Here is a 14,682-nt window from a genome sequence, read left to right on the forward strand (position 1 = left end):
ATTATATCCAATTTATCTCTGCATCTTTTCTAGGAACAGTTCTTTTGTATTTAACATTAGGATATCCAATTACCATACAAGCAACAACCTTCTTCTTATTATTAATCTTTAAAAGATCTAAAATCTCATTATTACCATCAGTAGCTATTTGTAAAAATCCACTATAGAAAGTACCAAGACCTAAAGCATCAACCATAAGATCCATTTTAGAAGCAGCTAGTGCACCATTTAGTTCATTATTAGCTGTTACAATTATAACTGCTGGAGCATTAAATAATAATTTATCATTTTTAATAGGATCTTCCTTATACATTTTATAAAAATATGTCCATAAAGTAGCATATCTTTTAAGATACTCTGTCTCTGGAGTTAAATTATTAAGAATATATTCTCCTTTCTTATTTAAAGCCTTAAAAGCTAAATCTTTTAATTCATCTAACTTATTTATAACAACCGTATAGCTTACATCTTGACTGTTAGTTGATGTCTGAGTAAATCTACCAGCTTCTATAATTTTTTCTATCTTTTCTTTTTCGATTTTCTTATTCTTAAAGTTTCTAACACTTCTTCTAAATTTTATAAAGTTTAATAAGTTATCAGAATCAATTGCAAAATCTTTCTTTTCATATTCAATAACATCATCCATATTATAATCATTTGTAGAAACTGCTTTAGTTGGGCATATTGCAACACAGTGACCACATTTTAGACAAGATTCATTTTTTACACAAGCTTTATTATCTTTTAAAACTATATCATTTACTGGGCAATCATTTATACATTGTTTACAAGTGATGCACTTTTCTTTATTTATATTAAACATACTATAACCTCCGAAAATTTTAATATATAATTTATATAATTTGCATAACTTATACTTTTTATATACTAAGGTATTATGAAATATACAATCTATTATAAATTATAATCTAATAACTATTTTTTAACGAAACAAATTTTTTTATTAGCATACAAAATATATAAAAATAATTTATATAGATTTAATTTGAATACATTTGTTATTATAACACTATAAATTAAAGAAGGTCTAATTGTGGTTATTCATATAATAATAACTTTTAGTTATAGATTGACAATGTTTATTACAAGGAGAATATATATGGATCTGCAACACTTAGAATATTTTATAACTGTTGTAAAAACTAAAAATTTTACAACAGCTTCAAATATACTGTTAGTAACTTAACCTGCACTTAGCAAGGCTATATCTAAATTAGAAGAAGCGTTAGAAGTCCCACTTTTCAAAAAAGTGGTAGAAATATTCAATTAACCAGATTTGGAGAAGTATTTTTAAATCATGCACAGCTAGCTATAAATAACATAGAAAAAGGAATTGAAGAATTGCAATATATGAAAAGTGATAATGAAAAAAATATATCAATTGCATATACTGGATGTATAGGAAATATATTTATTCCATTTATAGTAAATGAGTTTAGAAATTATATAAACTCTATATTTAAGTAGATTTAAATAGGGGGATTATTTAAATATTCTAATATTTATAATATAGCTATTTAGAATCTATTTACGAATTTTTTTAAGTTCTATTACTATAATAGAAAAAATAATGAATGAAAAGCTATAGATATATATAAATAAAACCATGTCAATTAAATGACATGGTTTTTATTAATTAAGCAACAGAATCGCTACATACTCCTTCTTGATCTAACATATTCTTTTCGTAAACCTTAAAGAATGGATAGTATATAACAACACTTAAAAGAACAAGTCCAAATGCAAACACTACATTTCTCCAGTCCATAGAAGAGAAGTATGCTTGAGCAAAGAATGGTGTAAATGATGGATCAACTAAATATCCAGGAGTTATAAGTCCTATAATTTGTGCTAAATATGCAAGGGCTACAGTAACAATAGGAGTAACTATAAACGGTATAGCTAATATCGGATTAAATACTATAGGACCACCGAATATAATAGGTTCATTTATACCGCATATTCCAGGAACAATACCAAGTCTACCTAAAGATTTTAAGTGAGTAGATTTGCTCTTCATCATAAGTAAAGTAAGGCCTAAAGTATTTCCAGCACCTCCAAGAATAGCAAATCTAAACATTTGAAGATTCATTATTACACTAGGATCTTGACCTTGAGCAACTAAATCAGCATTAATTCCAGTATTTTGGACACCTAAAGTAAATACTATAGGGAATATTATACTTGTACCATTTACACCTAATAACCATAATATATTACCAAATGTTATTACAGCTAAGTATCCCCATATATTATCAACTATAGATAAAGCAGGAGTTAAAATTTTCGTTATAGCTTCTGGTATACCAACACCCATACTTATCATTATTAATATATTGATTCCATATAAGACAATTATATTTAAGAATAATGGAAGTAATGAGTTTACAAAAGCAGTAACAGCTGGTGGTACGGTATCAGGGAATTTAAATTGCCATCCGCGAGATTCAATAAACCTAGTTATTTCAACTGATAATAATCCTATAATTATAGCAATAAATAAACCGTCTGCTCCTAAGAAGTTTGTAGCAATAGCTCCATCAACACTAGGTGCACATATCATAAGAAACATTGAAGTTGATATAAGACCAGATATAGCAGCTTTCATTTTATATTCACTTGCTAAGCAATAAGCTATAGCGAAAGCAGACATCATACCAATCATACCCATCGTCATATTATATGGGGTAGTTAAAGTTTGATAATTATTTACTGCAAACTCCTTCCAAGATAACATAAATTTCATAAAAATATTAGCTGTTTCAGGATTAACTAAATCTGGATTTACTGGTGGATTAGCAATTATTAAAAATAGTGATCCAACAACTATAAGTGGTAAAGTCATCATCATACCATTAGATATAGATTTTAGATGTATTTGATTTCCAACCTTAGCACCGATAGGAGATAAAAATCTGTCTAATTTCTCAAGTAATGTATTTGAATTCATAAAAAGTCTCTCCCTTTTTTATAATTTAATTTTATTATTCTTGCCATGGATTGAACTTAAATGCAGTTTCAACAGCTTCTTCAGGTTTGTAAGTTTCTAATATTTTACCATAACGTTCTTTGTAGTCATTATCTACTTCCATTTGTGGTATAACCTTACTAGCTTCATTTAAGAAGTGGAATGAATCTCTTCCCATTTCAGCTCCTCTTACAGTATGCTTATCAAGTGCAAAATCTGGTATTTCAGGAACAAATCCCATAGCAAAACTCTTCATCATTATATTTTTTAATAAGTCACTTGAACGATCCTTTTGACATGCGCATAAGTATCTTATAGCGTGTATGAAATATATTGGTCTATCTCCATCAGCATAAGAAAAGTTCTTACGAAGTTCATTTAAAGTATTAACAAGTATAGGTGCATTAACATCCCCCATTCCGATGTCTTCAACTGTTATAGTTAATAATCTTCTCCATAATTTTTCTTCCATTTGAGGAGAAGTTATATACATTTCGTATGCAAATTGGCAAGCTTCTTCAACCATACCTCTTCTTATACATTTTTGAAGAGAAGATATAACTTCATCTCCAGCTAGGCCATTACGAGTAGTTATTCTAGCCCATGGGTCTTGAACAAATTTCTTTTTCATAATATACAATGTCCTTTCTTTTATTTACCTTTATATTTTTTTCATATATAATACCTTAAGGGGTGATACATATGGATTTTAAATATTTGTGTGATAAATACCAATTAAATGATACAGAAGCATCTATTTTAAAATACTTACAAGAAAATATTTCTGATTTGAAGAAAATTGGTATTCGTAAAGTTGCAAAAGATAATTATACCTCAACAACAACTGTTTACAAGTTATGTAAGAAGTTAAATTTTGAAGGATATTCTGATATGATATATCACTTTACATATTCTTCTCAAATAGATGATATCAAAACTAATGTAGATATATATACTAATACAAACAAACAAATAGATAACAATCTTGAAACATTTAATAACATTTTGAAAAAATATAAAAATAAACTTATAATGTTTGTAAGTACTGGTATATCTCAAACTATAGCAAATTATATGAATGAGAGATTGTCAGTTAATGGATATAGAAGTATAGCAAATGCTCATACTCAACTTTTATCTAAAGAATATAAGGATGAGGTTTTAGTATTTGCAATATCTCGTTCTGGAGAAACTAAAAGTCTTATTGATATATTAGAACAAGCAAGAGATAATGGCATAGAAGTAATAAGTTTTGTTGGAAATTCTAATTCAAAGATTACGAAACTTTCAACGCTACCTATTATCATTCAAGGCCAAGATGATTTTGCAAAACTTAAAAATCCACCAAGTACATTTTTTTCAGAATTATTATTGATATTTGAATGTTTTATCAGTAATTTACTCGATTAGTTCGTGTTTATTATAAGTATAATATAAAATATATAATTTGAAATAGTTTTCATTCTGAAAAAAACATGTTTTTTTACTAGGAAACATGTTTTTTACGAATATTTTAACCATAAAAATATTGTTTAACGTAAATCTTTGTTGTATTATTAATATAAAATTTAAAATAAAAAATATTGTGTTAAAAATTAAGTAATTTATTATTAATAATTATGGGAGGATTTTATTATGATAAAAATAATGTTAGCGTGTTCAGCAGGTATGTCAACTAGTTTATTAGTTACTAAAATGGAGGCGGCTGCTAAAGAGGAACAGATAGAGGCACAGATATGGGCAATACCAGAAGCAAATCTATCTGAAGAAATAACTAAGTGTGATGTAGTTTTATTAGGTCCTCAAGTAAGATATGTATTAAACAAAGCTTTAGAAATTGCTAAGCCTTATGATGTACCTGTAGAAGTAATAAACATGATGCACTATGGAACATGTAATGGTAAAGCCGTTTTAGATAGAGCAATAGAACTTGCAAAGTAATTACTAGGAGAGTTATACATATGGATGAGAAGATATTTGAATTATCATTTGAAATAATAGGATATGCAGGAAATGCAAAAGGTATGGCTTTTGAAGCAATAGCTAAAGCTAAAGAAGGAAATATAGAAGAAGCGAGAATATTATTAAAAGAGTCTAAAGAAGAAGTAAATAAGGCTCATAGATGTCAAACAGAACTTATTCAACAAGAAGCTTGTGGAAAGAAAACTGATGTAAGTGTTGTTTTAATTCATGCACAAGATCACCTTATGAATACGATGAATTACCAAATGCTAGCAGATGAAATAATTGATATACATGAAAGATTCAAAAAATTGGAGAGTAGATAGTAAAAAAGGCGTAAATAAGTAAAATTATTTACGCCTTTTTTATGTACAAGGAAATTATATTATAAAAAGACATATGTATAAATTCTATATAATAGATATTCACTTAGGAATATCCCTGAATGAGCTTAAATTATGTATACATTCAAAAATAAAAAGAGATGTCAATCTTAATGATCTAAATAGCATTTATAGACAACTCTTCTTTAGATTTCTTTTTATTTATGAATTATAAAATTTTATGCTTCATTTAAGTCCAATTTACTAATAAGTATAGAATCTGTAAATTTCTGACCGTATGGTAAGCATAGTTGTATAAAAGGACCTGTCGTGGCCATAGCTATAATAGTTCCTACACCTACAGTACCTCCTAATATAAAACCACCTATTAATAAAACTGCATCCAATAAAATTCTAATCCATTTATATTCCCAGTTGATTCTTTCTTTAATTATAAAAGGTATTATATCATTTGGTGCTACTCCAACTTTAGTAGCAGAAAGTATTGAAAATCCTATAGCAATTATAAAACAACCTAATGCTATTAAAAGCATCTTTACTACGTAACTATATGATTCTATTGGAAGAATAGAAACTATACTAATTCCCAGGTCTATAATAGGTCCAACTCCAATAACACATATTAATGTACCTATTTTTATATGACTTTTATTCAATAATAATATTATGCTAAATAATATTATCAAAATTATTCTATTTGCTGTCCCTGTCGTTACATTTATGCCAAGGTTATTTAACGTATTAGCTAATCCCTGTGTAAAAACTGTAAATGGATCTGAACCTATATTCATTCTTAAAAATAAGGCAACTCCAAATTGTATAATACTCATTCCTATAAAAAATATTATTATTCTTTTTATTGTATCAGATAACTTTTTCATAAAATTCACCACCTTATCCCTAATTTAAATCAATTATATATAAAATAACTTATAATATGTATATTTATAAGGATAGTATACTTTATCTGTAATGTCAATAATGTAGTTATTTTTTTAACAATTATAAAATATCAATTTCCTATATAATTTGATTTTAAGAAAGATCTTATTTTATATAATTAATTTAGTGTGTTAGTTAAATTGTACAATAGTTGATTAAGTATATAATGGTATTATACCTGTAAGTATTAAAAATAGGTGTAATATTAAGTGCAATTGTGGAAATTTAAATTATTGATTCAAAAAAATATTCTTTAGTTTATTGAGATGAGGACATAAAAAATTACTAGAAAATAAAAATTATTTAGGCACAAAATTATTTATCGAGAATAGAATAAGTGAAGAAGGAGCTAAATATATTAAATTTAGTTTGTGGGGTGATTATTATACAGTTAAAAAGAAAAACAGGATTAATTATAGCAGGAATAATAACATTGTCCGTGGTATCAATAATAGAAGAAAAATACATTTATGCTAATGAAAATAAGAGATCAAATATACAAATAGAAGAAGAATATGAAATAAAAGATTTAGCAAATTTAATTGGAAAAAGCAAAATAGATGTAGAAAATGTACTTGGTAAAGGTTGTGAGAAAGAAATTTTAGAACAAGAAAGCAGTGTGTATATCAGTTTTGATGAAGATAGTGAAGTAGTTTCATTAATAAATGTTTCTTTCAAGGAAGATGATGAATCTACATATAGAAAAGTATCTGAAAGGCTATGGAATGAATTAGGAAAATCATCTTCAAAATTTATATCATCAGATAATAAAGTAATAGAGACGTGGAATAAAGGAGATTTAGAAATAAATTTTAATAAAATAAAAGATTGTATATCAATAAAAATAAACTAAATAATAAATTAGATCAATTATAAGAGGAATCATATGATAGTATGTATATAAAGCTGTAAAGTAAGTTAAACTTTATAGCTTTTAATTATTTATAGAAAATATAAAGTTTATTAATTTATAAAATCTTAAGAATCTAAGTAAAAGTGAACATTTAAAAATTTAATTCATAGAATAAAATATTGCACTATTTATATAAAGCTATATTGGAGGTACAAATATGTATGAAATAATAGCTAATTTAATAAAAGAGTCTAAAAAGACAACTGTGATAACAGGAGATGGGATTAGTGTAGGTTTGCAAACCATAAATCATAAGAGAAAAGTTGACAATCAAATTTATAATGGTATTCATTTGACAAAATTATGTAATAAGGATTTTGATAAATCAGATAATGATTTTATATCTTACTATAGAGATATATATAAACAAATATCATTAAATAAACCAAATAGAGCACACTATATAATAGAAGAGTGGAAAAATAAAAAAATAATAGATCTAGTAATAACTCAAAATATAGATGGATATCATGGAATAAAAAATGTCATAGAATTATATGGTAATATAAATAATTTTTACTGTACAAATTGTAAAAAGAAATTTAATAGTAAATATTATCAAAAGTCGTATAAATGTAATAATGGAAAAGATAATTTTAAAAATAAGTATACAAAGTGCAATGGAACATTAAGACCAAATATAGTACTATATGGAGAAAGTCCGAATCACTTGGAACTAGCATTATTTAATATATATAAAAGTGATATAGTGTTAATAATTGGAACAGAAATGAGTATCTCGCCTATAAATAAATTACCTGTAATGGCAAAAGAGGTAGGAGCTAAATTAATTGCTATAAACAAAGAACCAATTGAAAGTATCTCAAATTATATTGACTATTATATTTATGGAGAAGATGTAATAGACGTATTAGAAAAGCTTAACAATTTAATAGCATAAATTATAAAAAGATATCTATAATTATAAATTATAGGTATCTTTTTGAAATCTTGAAATATTATTATAAATTTTGATTTATTTTTAACATAACTAATATGAGCTGTACAGAATAACACAAAGAATTTTTTTAGATTAAAATTTAAGTGTAAATAGATTATACAAATAGAGTTATATAGTTAATGATCAGTTATGTAAAATTTATTGAAGTCAAATATATAAAATGCTACCATAAAGCAAGGGCAATATATTAAGAAGATTTATTATGGAGGGAACTAGATGATTGAAGTTGAAAACTTGTGCAAGTCATTTATAAGAACAGTAAAAGATGACACCGATAAAAAGAAACAATTTAAAAAATTTAAAACTAAAAAAGAAGAATTTTTAGCGGTGAATAATGTAAGTTTTAAGGCTGAAAAAGGAGAAATAGTAGGGATACTTGGGCCAAATGGAGCAGGTAAAACTACACTACTTAGAATGTTAGGTGGAATATTAACGCCAACATCAGGAAACATAAAAATAGCAGGAAATGATTATTTAATAGACAAAAATATAGTTAAAAAAGAAATAGGATATTTATCGGGAAATACAAAGCTATATAACAGGATTTCGCCAAGAGAACTTCTAACAATCTTTGGAAATCTTTATGAAATGTCAAAAGAAAATATAGAAAAATCAATAGAAGAAATATCTGAAATAATGAATATGGGAGAATTTATAGATAACCGTATAGAAAACTTATCAACAGGTCAAACTCAACGTACTTCAATAGCTCGTTGTCTTATTCACTCACCACAAATTTATATATTCGATGAACCAACACTAGGTTTAGATGTTATAAGTAGCAAATCAATTATAGACTTTATGAAAAGAGAAAAAGAAAGAGGAAAAACAGTTCTTTATTCAACTCACTATATGGAAGAAGCAGAAACACTATGTGACAGAATAATAATGATACATAGAGGTAGCGTGATAGCATATGGAACTAGCCAAGAATTAAAAGAGAAATATGAAGCTGACAACTTAAGAGATTTATTTATACAATTGGCTAGTGAAAGGGGGTCTTTAGTTGAGAACTAAAATTGTTAAACAGATATTTAAAAAAGAAATGATAGATATACTAAGAGATAAAAAGACTATTTTTATGATGATTATATTGCCACTTCTTTTATATCCAATACTAATGGTTGGTGCAAGTAGTATAATGTCTATGTCTATTAATAAAATGGAACAAACTACTGTTAATATAGCATTCAACAATAATCCAAGTGATAATTTGATAAATATATTAAATAAAACAAATGAATATGATGAAGCAAAGGTTAATATAATTAAAGTGGATGATTATAAAGAAGCACTAGATAATGAAACTTTAGATGCTTATGTAGAGATAAATGAAAATAATGATATTCAAAGTTATAAAATATACACAAACTCTTCTAAAAATAATTCATACACGGCAGAAAAGAGAATAAAAGAAGCTTTAGAGAAATATAAAGAAGAAATAGTAGAGATGAATTTAGCTCAAGAAGGTTTAGATGCTCAAAAAACTTTAGAGCCAATAACCTGTGAAACATTAGATATAGCTAAAAATGAGGAAATAGCAGGAAATATTCTAGGGCAAATACTTCCCTTTATACTTATAATAGGAGTATTATTAGGGTCAATATATCCAGCGATAGATGTTATGGCAGGTGAAAAAGAAAGAGGAACTTTAGAAACATTATTTACCCTTCCTATATCAAACTTAGAATTAGTTATGGGAAAATATATGGCAGTGTCATTTTGTGCTGTGGTTACTGCATTTTTAAATATAATTTCAATACTTATATCAATAGGTTTTATGACATTAACAGCAGGCATTGCAAATGAGATGGGTATACCTAAGTTTGATTTTACACAAATGATATTCCCTGGAATTATAACGATGATATGTATAGGCTTATTTGCAATGGTAGTTTCAGCAATAAGTATGTGTGTATGTTCATTAGCTAAAAGCTTTAAAGATGCACAAAATTATATAACACCTGTAATGTTAATAATTATGATACCTTCATATGTATCGATGATACCAAATATAGAATTAGATGGATTCACATCTACAATACCAGTTGTTAATATATCATTACTTATAAAAAGTGTATTATCATTTAAGTTTGATTTGAATTTAATAGCGATAGTTTTTGTATCTAATTTTGCATTTATGATATTATCTGTGCTTTTATTATCTAAGATGTTTAACTCTGAAGAAATATTATTTGGAAATAATAGAAGTTTTTCTTTCTTAGAAAAAAGAAGTAATATTAAAAAAGGAACTATGCCAACAATAAGTGATGGAGCTATATTATATGCAGTAGGTCTTGTGCTTTTAATATATGTAGGCTCACTTGTTCAACTTAAATTTAAAATGGCAGGACTTGCTATTACTCAAGTGATGATAATATGCCTTCCTTTCTTATTTGCATATTATATTAAAACTGATTTTAAAAAGACCTTTAGTTTACAAAAAGTAAATTTAAAACAAATATTAGGTGGAATATTAATTTGGATGGGTGGATTTGTTTTAATAAATCTAATAACTCAAATAACACTTTATTTATTTCCACAAAATATGGAGGTTGCAGAGGCTTTAACTGATGCTATAATCATTAAAGATAATTTAGTTTTAAATTTAGCAATAGTAGCTTTAATGCCTGCTATATGTGAAGAAATATTCTTTAGAGGATTTATATTTACATCATTTAAAGGAAAAAGTTCAAGTAAAATAGCTATTATAACTAGTGGCATATTATTTGGATTTATGCATATGGACTTTTTAAGAATTATACCAACATCTATATTAGGAATAATATTTGCTTATACTGTTTATAAATCAGAATCTATATTTATAGCTATGATTCTTCATTTTATAAATAATAGTATAGCAGTATTAGTAAGTCATTATCCAAATAGTGAACTAGTTAAAATGAGTTCATTTATAGAATTAGATTTTAAAAGCCTTAATATAGGAAAGTTTATTATATTAATTTGTATAAGTACTGTATTTATAATTATTGGTATGAGATTATTTAAAAATAAGTCAGCAAAAGAAGTATCAGTTAGAAACTATTAAGTAAAGATAATTTTTAAATTAAAAAATAGCTGAATACACATAAAAAAAGTGGGTAATCATTATAGTATTAAGTAAAGAATTTATATGAGTATATATTGATTATTAGATAAAATAAGCCTATAATCTATATATATAAAATTTGTAAAAGGAGTTATTTTATGAAAGTTACTTTACCAGAATCAGCGATAAAAACATTAAAAGATATATTAAAGGATAATCAAGAAAGACCTCAAAATATAAGAGTATACTTTGCAGGCATGGGTTGTTCAGGAGCATCATTTGGAATAGCACTAGACGAAGAAAGAGAAGATGATATGTGCTATGATATAGAAGGTTTACATTTTATAATGAGCGAAGTCGAATACAGCAAGTATGGAGATGTAATTATAGAAGATACTGGATACGGTTTTAGAGTTGTAGTTGAAAATATGCCAGAAAATACAAGCAGTGGATGTGGTGGAGGATGCTCTGGTTGTGGACACTAAGATATATAAGTTACCTTAAATTTTAAGGTAACTTTTTTACGCTTAAAGATAGTATAATACTTTAAAAAATAGGGATAACTTCAAGAGGTAAGTAATATCAATAAAATGATTTTGAAGTGCTTCGGACACATAGTGGCTCAAGTAATAGATAAAGCTGTTTATGACGTGAAATGTTTATCTGACATATACTTCAAGCTAAGTAAATTTTTTATTTAGCATATTGATTATAAAAAGTTAAGAGTAATATTATATTAAATGGGTATAAATGTAATAAATAGAAAATATGCTTTTACACGTATTGATTATTTATAGGGAAAATGTATATAATATGTATGTACTATGTACATATATATAAATAAGAAAGGATAGGATTTAAATGAAGATAACTTTACCAGAATCAGCAGTGAAGACATTAAAAGATATCTTACAAGACAATCAAGATAGGCCACAAACTATAAGAGTTTATTTTGCAGGCATAGGCTGAGGTGGTCCATCATTTGGTATTGCTCTGGATGAGCAAAAGGATAGCGATGTAGCTTATGAAATAGAGGGGTTACAATTTATAATGGATAAAAATGAATATGAACAACATGGTGATATTGTTATAGAAGATACAGGATTCGGATTTAGAGTAATTTCTGAAAGTATGAAAAATGATGAAGGTGGATGCGGTGGAGGATGTTCTGGCTGCGGACACTAAAATAATTAAAGGAGTGTATTATATGCACTTCTTTTTTTTACGCTTAAGGATATTATAATACTTAAAAAAATGTGGATAAATTCTGAATGTAAGTAATATCAACAAATTGGTTTTGAGTGTAAAAAACATTTTGAAATACTTCGCCCACGCAGTGGCTCAAGCAACGGACGAAGTCGTTGGCGACATGAGTGAGGCGAATTTTTTATGTTATCTATCTTTATTTATCATATTTTTAGATATATTTATTATAAAATTATTAGAATTAGGTTTAGATTTTAATAAAATTTTACCTAATTTTATACAATTATAGATATATAAGTTATTTTGATTTCAATAAATTCGATATGAAACTTAGATATAAATTTTGCAAGAAAATAAGAACGTATAATAGCAAAAAAATACAGTAATAAAAGAGAATATATAATGCAAATTTTGAGAAAAATTTATTCAAGAAATTAAATAAAGCGGATTATTTAGTTAAATTTAGGAGGATATAATGAAGAATTTTTTAAAAAAAATATCTGTATTAACGACAATATGTATTAGTATAACATCTAATAGCTTTATATTTGCAGAAAGTAATGAAGAGATATATTTAAAAGAGGAGAAAGTGATAATTGAAAGTTTAGAGAGCAATATGAGTTATGCACCTCACACAGGTAATGTAAATCTCGATTACTTATACCAAATGATACAACATCATAAATGTGCTCTCGATATGGCGAAAAATTTATTGAATAATGGAGGAGAAAATGAAGAGGTATTACAAATAGCTAAAAATATAATAAAAAATCAAACAATAAGTATAGCTAGTATGGAAAATCTAATGAAAAATTTAATAGAGAATTTAACGCAAGATAAAGCAAGAGAAGAAAAATATTTAAAAGAGTATGAGAAAATTGTAAAAGTAATGATGTGTGGTTTTGAAAATCTTAAGCCAACAGGTAATGTAGATCAAGATTTTTTACAATCAATGATAGTTCATCATCAAGGGGCTATAGACATAGTAAATTCAATAATTAAGTATACTGAAAATGATGAAATTAAAAAAATAGCACAAGAAGAATTAAAAAACCAACAACTAGAAATCGATAATATGAAAAAAATTTTTGATAGTATAAAATAAAAATAAGTAGCCAATAAATTATTATAAAAATATTGGCTACTTATTTTTATTCTCATATTCTAACTTTAATAATATTTCTTTAATATTTATCCTAGCATTATCATATACAATCATATTCATAATATCATACTAAATATAATTATATTTAGTATATCAAATAAATAAATATTTATATATTATATTATATTATAATTAAATATTTAAAGGAAGGGATAGTATGGCTTATAATTATGACAAATTTGATATAAATATGACCGAGTTTGTAAGAGATAATAATATACAAAGTAGTACAGGTTATTTATTAATAACTTCACTTAAAGACAAATTCACCTATGTTTATGAGTATAAAAATAAATGGGAGTTAGAATACAAATGGAGTTCTACAGTTGGAAAAACATCAACACCAACTATAAAAGGTGTATTTAGTGTAGGAACAAAATATCCGGATATAGGTGGAGATACAAGCTCGGTAAAATATGCAACAAATATAGTTGATGATTATTACTATCATTCTATAATATACGATGCTCAAGGACTTACTATAAAAGATGACAGGCTAGGTGTAGAAATAAGTCATGGATGCATAAGACTTGCAACCAGTAGTGCAAAATGGATATATGATAATATTCCAGAAAGAACTCCGATAATTATTAATTAATTTATTGTGTTGGTTAAAACTATACTCTAAATAAAGTAAATTATTTTATATCCTGAAGATCAAAGGTGATAATCTTAGATTATTATATTTGTATTAAGGATTAATATGTAAAATTATAAATTTATAAAAATAAGATGATAATATAAACTCTTTAAATAAATGTTAAAAATAATACTATAGTAGTATAATAGATAGTGGGGAAAAATAAAAGTATATATGAGGTGAGTTTATGACCAATAAATATTATTGTCCGTATTGTAAAGGGAAGCTAGATGTCTTAGATGGCTGAGGAACAATAAATTATTATTGCATGGAGTGCAATATGTTAATTTCAAGAAATAAAATATTAACTGAAGAAGAAGTTGAAGAAAATGAAGATAAAAAATAACCGAATGTAATATAAAAAGTTGATGTTTAAATTTAAACACCAACTTTTTTATGCTTAAAGATGCTAAACTATTTAAAAAAAGTGGATAATTTCTAAATGCAAGTAACATCAATATATATTTTTTTTAGTATTTCTTTGTGAAGATTTAATGAATATAATTTACAA

General features: G+C 25.9%; 15 protein-coding genes. 11 read left to right on the top strand and 4 right to left on the bottom strand.

What is annotated here, in order from left to right; genetic code table 11:
• Position 1: 1 nt before the first annotated feature.
• From CRIB_RS03195 to CRIB_RS03205, 3 genes are all read right to left on the bottom strand, one after another.
• Positions 2 to 823, bottom strand: coding sequence for a nitroreductase family protein (locus CRIB_RS03195; protein WP_180703105.1), 822 nt, complete (start codon positions 821 to 823; stop codon positions 2 to 4).
• 834 nt (positions 824 to 1,657) lie between these two features.
• Positions 1,658 to 2,971 (bottom strand): PTS sugar transporter subunit IIC, encoded by a 1,314-nt coding sequence (locus CRIB_RS03200; protein WP_180703106.1) that lies wholly within the window; start codon positions 2,969 to 2,971, stop codon positions 1,658 to 1,660.
• 34 nt (positions 2,972 to 3,005) lie between these two features.
• On the bottom strand, positions 3,006 to 3,620 hold the full coding sequence (locus CRIB_RS03205; RefSeq protein WP_207204147.1) for a hypothetical protein: 615 nt from the start codon (positions 3,618 to 3,620) through the stop codon (positions 3,006 to 3,008).
• 71 nt (positions 3,621 to 3,691) lie between these two features.
• On the opposite strand from CRIB_RS03205, the gene CRIB_RS03210 reads away from it, so the two are divergent.
• The 3 genes from CRIB_RS03210 (at position 3,692) to CRIB_RS03220 (ending at position 5,277) form a co-directional block, all read left to right on the top strand.
• Positions 3,692 to 4,399 carry a MurR/RpiR family transcriptional regulator gene (locus CRIB_RS03210; RefSeq protein WP_180703107.1) on the top strand — a complete coding sequence of 236 codons (708 nt, stop codon included), beginning with the start codon at positions 3,692 to 3,694 and terminating at the stop codon, positions 4,397 to 4,399.
• 225 nt (positions 4,400 to 4,624) lie between these two features.
• On the top strand, positions 4,625 to 4,930 hold the full coding sequence (locus tag CRIB_RS03215; protein WP_276699954.1) for a PTS sugar transporter subunit IIB: 306 nt from the start codon (positions 4,625 to 4,627) through the stop codon (positions 4,928 to 4,930).
• Positions 4,931 to 4,950: 20 nt separating this feature from the next.
• Positions 4,951 to 5,277: a PTS lactose/cellobiose transporter subunit IIA gene (locus CRIB_RS03220; protein WP_180703108.1), complete on the top strand. Its 327-nt coding sequence runs from the start codon at positions 4,951 to 4,953 to the stop codon at positions 5,275 to 5,277.
• Positions 5,278 to 5,513: 236 nt separating this feature from the next.
• Here the strand turns inward: CRIB_RS03220 and CRIB_RS03225 are convergent, their stop codons facing one another.
• The gene (locus CRIB_RS03225) at positions 5,514 to 6,176 is read right to left on the bottom strand and encodes a YczE/YyaS/YitT family protein (protein WP_180703109.1); all 663 of its coding nucleotides are present in this window, start codon (positions 6,174 to 6,176) and stop codon (positions 5,514 to 5,516) included.
• Between the two features lie 398 nt (positions 6,177 to 6,574).
• Between CRIB_RS03225 and CRIB_RS03230 the strand changes: the two genes are divergently transcribed.
• From CRIB_RS03230 to CRIB_RS03265, 8 genes are all read left to right on the top strand, one after another.
• The gene (locus CRIB_RS03230) at positions 6,575 to 7,090 is read left to right on the top strand and encodes a hypothetical protein (RefSeq protein ID WP_180703110.1); all 516 of its coding nucleotides are present in this window, start codon (positions 6,575 to 6,577) and stop codon (positions 7,088 to 7,090) included.
• A 217-nt stretch (positions 7,091 to 7,307) separates the two neighbouring features.
• Complete coding sequence (locus CRIB_RS03235) at positions 7,308 to 8,051, top strand: Sir2 family NAD-dependent protein deacetylase (protein WP_180703111.1); 744 nt, start codon at positions 7,308 to 7,310, stop codon at positions 8,049 to 8,051.
• A 276-nt stretch (positions 8,052 to 8,327) separates the two neighbouring features.
• Positions 8,328 to 9,128, top strand: coding sequence for an ABC transporter ATP-binding protein (locus CRIB_RS03240; protein ID WP_180703112.1), 801 nt, complete (start codon positions 8,328 to 8,330; stop codon positions 9,126 to 9,128).
• Complete coding sequence (locus tag CRIB_RS03245; protein WP_180703113.1) at positions 9,118 to 11,160, top strand: ABC transporter permease subunit/CPBP intramembrane protease; 2,043 nt, start codon at positions 9,118 to 9,120, stop codon at positions 11,158 to 11,160. The genes CRIB_RS03240 and CRIB_RS03245 overlap by 11 nt, the downstream gene beginning before the upstream one ends.
• Positions 11,161 to 11,318: 158 nt before the next feature.
• A complete protein-coding gene (locus CRIB_RS03250; protein WP_180703114.1) occupies positions 11,319 to 11,645 on the top strand; it encodes a Fe-S cluster assembly protein HesB in 327 nt (108 codons plus the stop codon).
• 565 nt (positions 11,646 to 12,210) lie between these two features.
• A complete protein-coding gene (locus tag CRIB_RS12710) occupies positions 12,211 to 12,345 on the top strand; it encodes a hypothetical protein (protein WP_276699938.1) in 135 nt (44 codons plus the stop codon).
• A gap of 496 nt (positions 12,346 to 12,841) precedes the next feature.
• On the top strand, positions 12,842 to 13,471 hold the full coding sequence (locus tag CRIB_RS03260) for a DUF305 domain-containing protein (RefSeq protein WP_180703116.1): 630 nt from the start codon (positions 12,842 to 12,844) through the stop codon (positions 13,469 to 13,471).
• Positions 13,472 to 13,688: 217 nt separating this feature from the next.
• Positions 13,689 to 14,129 carry a L,D-transpeptidase gene (locus CRIB_RS03265; protein WP_180703117.1) on the top strand — a complete coding sequence of 147 codons (441 nt, stop codon included), beginning with the start codon at positions 13,689 to 13,691 and terminating at the stop codon, positions 14,127 to 14,129.
• Positions 14,130 to 14,682 lie beyond the last annotated feature (553 nt).

The sequence above is a fragment of the Romboutsia ilealis genome (assembly GCF_900015215.1).
Taxonomy (GTDB): Bacteria; Bacillota; Clostridia; order Peptostreptococcales; family Peptostreptococcaceae; genus Romboutsia; species Romboutsia ilealis.

Coding starts and splice junctions, on each gene's coding strand:
- CRIB_RS03195 (WP_180703105.1), bottom strand. CDS start 823: ATGTTTAATATAAATAAAGAAAAGTGCATCACTTGTAAACAATGTATA.
- CRIB_RS03200 (WP_180703106.1), bottom strand. CDS start 2,971: ATGAATTCAAATACATTACTTGAGAAATTAGACAGATTTTTATCTCCT.
- CRIB_RS03205 (WP_207204147.1), bottom strand. CDS start 3,620: ATGAAAAAGAAATTTGTTCAAGACCCATGGGCTAGAATAACTACTCGT.
- CRIB_RS03210 (WP_180703107.1), top strand. CDS start 3,692: ATGGATTTTAAATATTTGTGTGATAAATACCAATTAAATGATACAGAA.
- CRIB_RS03215 (WP_276699954.1), top strand. CDS start 4,625: ATGATAAAAATAATGTTAGCGTGTTCAGCAGGTATGTCAACTAGTTTA.
- CRIB_RS03220 (WP_180703108.1), top strand. CDS start 4,951: ATGGATGAGAAGATATTTGAATTATCATTTGAAATAATAGGATATGCA.
- CRIB_RS03225 (WP_180703109.1), bottom strand. CDS start 6,176: ATGAAAAAGTTATCTGATACAATAAAAAGAATAATAATATTTTTTATA.
- CRIB_RS03235 (WP_180703111.1), top strand. CDS start 7,308: ATGTATGAAATAATAGCTAATTTAATAAAAGAGTCTAAAAAGACAACT.
- CRIB_RS03240 (WP_180703112.1), top strand. CDS start 8,328: ATGATTGAAGTTGAAAACTTGTGCAAGTCATTTATAAGAACAGTAAAA.
- CRIB_RS03250 (WP_180703114.1), top strand. CDS start 11,319: ATGAAAGTTACTTTACCAGAATCAGCGATAAAAACATTAAAAGATATA.
- CRIB_RS12710 (WP_276699938.1), top strand. CDS start 12,211: ATGGATAAAAATGAATATGAACAACATGGTGATATTGTTATAGAAGAT.
- CRIB_RS03260 (WP_180703116.1), top strand. CDS start 12,842: ATGAAGAATTTTTTAAAAAAAATATCTGTATTAACGACAATATGTATT.
- CRIB_RS03265 (WP_180703117.1), top strand. CDS start 13,689: ATGGCTTATAATTATGACAAATTTGATATAAATATGACCGAGTTTGTA.